General features: G+C 36.9%; 3 protein-coding genes. All 3 read left to right on the forward strand.

Translation table 11 applies throughout. From position 1 onward, the window contains the following. Window positions 1-477 (forward strand): YkyA family protein (locus RT405_RS13335; protein ID WP_313470350.1); only part of this gene is annotated, 477 nt, incomplete at its 5' end. Window positions 478-495: 18 nt separating this feature from the next. Then, a complete protein-coding gene (locus RT405_RS13340) occupies window positions 496-1,359 on the forward strand; it encodes a polysaccharide deacetylase family protein (RefSeq protein WP_313470352.1) in 864 nt (287 codons plus the stop codon). Further along, on the forward strand, window positions 1,356-1,940 hold a 585-nt coding region (locus tag RT405_RS13345), incomplete at its 3' end, for a putative glycoside hydrolase (protein WP_313470354.1). The genes RT405_RS13340 and RT405_RS13345, both read left to right, overlap by 4 nt.

Raw genomic sequence — 1,940 nt, forward strand, 5'->3', positions numbered from 1 at the left:
TTACAGGAAACTTTTGAAAAGACATTGGATGAGAGTGATAGTTTGACTCAATTCTCTGATGGGACTGCTCCTGTTTTTGAAAACGTTAAGAACCGGAAAACAGCAATATCAGCGATAAAAAAAGCCACTGGAGAAATGAAAGAAACACAAAAAAGTTTAGCTGAAAACGATGGCGATAAAGTACCTAAAGAAGAAATTAAGGGCTTATCTGAAGAAATAAAAAAACTTACTACTTCTCTTGATGACTATTCGAAGCAATATGAAAAAAACTTGAAGGAAGAAGAAACGTATTATCAATCATTAGCTGATGAAGAAGCTACTTATAAAACTTTGACAGACGGCATTACTAAATTGAATGAAGAAGATACTAAAACAAAAGAGCTTTTGAACCAGCTGAATGAACAATTTAAAACGCTGAAAAAACAACGTACCGAAGCAGAAGAAAAATTAAACTCATTATCAGAATCAAGTAAATAATTTAAGGAGTGCAAAATAATGAAAAAAACAGTTTTAAGTGTTACTTTAATGAGTGCTTTATTGCTAAGTGCTTGCCAAACGAATGAACCGGCACAATCTGATGAAAATTCTTCAGAATCAGCTTTAACTCAATCTTCTGAAGCCGTTTCAGAGTCTGCTAGCACTGAAAGCAGTGAATCGCAAGCTGATTCATCAGAAGCGAAAAAAGATGAAACACAACCTCAAGAATATACATACCGAGTGAATCCAGATACATTTGTTATTGAACCGTTAAATGACGGAGATGATACAAAAGTTGCCTTGTTGACGTTTGATGATGCTCCAGATGAGCACGCGGTTGAAATCGCTACTAAAATGAAGGAAATCAACGCTCCTGCAGTCTTTTTCATCAACGGAATGTATATTGAATCGGATGAAGGAAAAGAAAAATTAAAAGAGATTTACGATATGGGATTCGAAATTGGAAACCATACACAGACTCATGCTGATTTAAGTAGCATCAGCCCGGAAGAACAACGTGAAGAAATTTTGAAAACAAATGAACTAATTTATGAAACGATCGGTGTTAAACCTCGATTCTTCCGTGCGCCATTCGGAATAAATACAGATACTTCAGCTGAAGTAATAGCAGAAGAAGATATGGTATTTATGAATTGGACTTATGGTTATGACTGGGAACCGGAGTATCAGGATGCTGCAGCTTTGACTGACATTATGCTGCATACCGAGTATCTAGGTGATGGGGCTAATTTATTAATGCACGACCGTGCTTGGACAAATGAAGCAGCGGTTGATATCGCAGAAGGTTTAAAAGATCAAGGGTATACTCTGGTCGATCCAGCTCTAATTGAATCTCCAGAAAGCGAGGAATCAAACGAATGACACATACTAAAAAATGGATGGGTACATTTATTTTAAGTGCTTCCCTCTTCCTAGCTGCTCCTTTTGCTGCACAAGCAGAAGATGAAAAGCAAGCCGAGCCCATAGAAATCAATAGCCAACCTCTTTTAAGTATTCCAAAGAAATTTCCGGCTCAATTTTCATATGACAGCGGTATTGATATCCCCTATCCAGAAAAAGGAGTTAAGGGAATTTATGTTACAGCCTACTCAGCTGGTGGAACACAAAAAATGGCAGAATTATCTGATTTTGTGAAAAAAAATGGACTAAACTCTATGGTAATTGACGTTAAAGATGATACTGGGAATATTACGATGGATATTGGATCTGACAATGAGACGGTGAAAAAAAGCACACAAGACTTTGTCAGTGATCCTAAAGCGATGATGGAAAATTTGGAAAAAGATCAAATTTATCCGATTGGGCGAATAGTGGTCTTTAAAGACACCTTATTGGCTGAAGCTAAACCAGATCTATCTTTTAAACGTGCCGATGGCAGCGTTTGGAAAAATGGCAATGGCGATGCTTTTGTTAACCCATTTTCAAAAGATGTGTGGGATTAT

This window comes from Carnobacterium sp., from assembly GCF_032094055.1.
In the GTDB taxonomy this organism is placed as follows: Bacteria; Bacillota; Bacilli; order Lactobacillales; family Carnobacteriaceae; genus Carnobacterium_A.

What these genes read in the sequence shown, in the direction of transcription:
- RT405_RS13340 (WP_313470352.1), top strand. Translation starts at nt 496, where the DNA reads ATGAAAAAAACAGTTTTAAGTGTTACTTTAATGAGTGCTTTATTGCTA.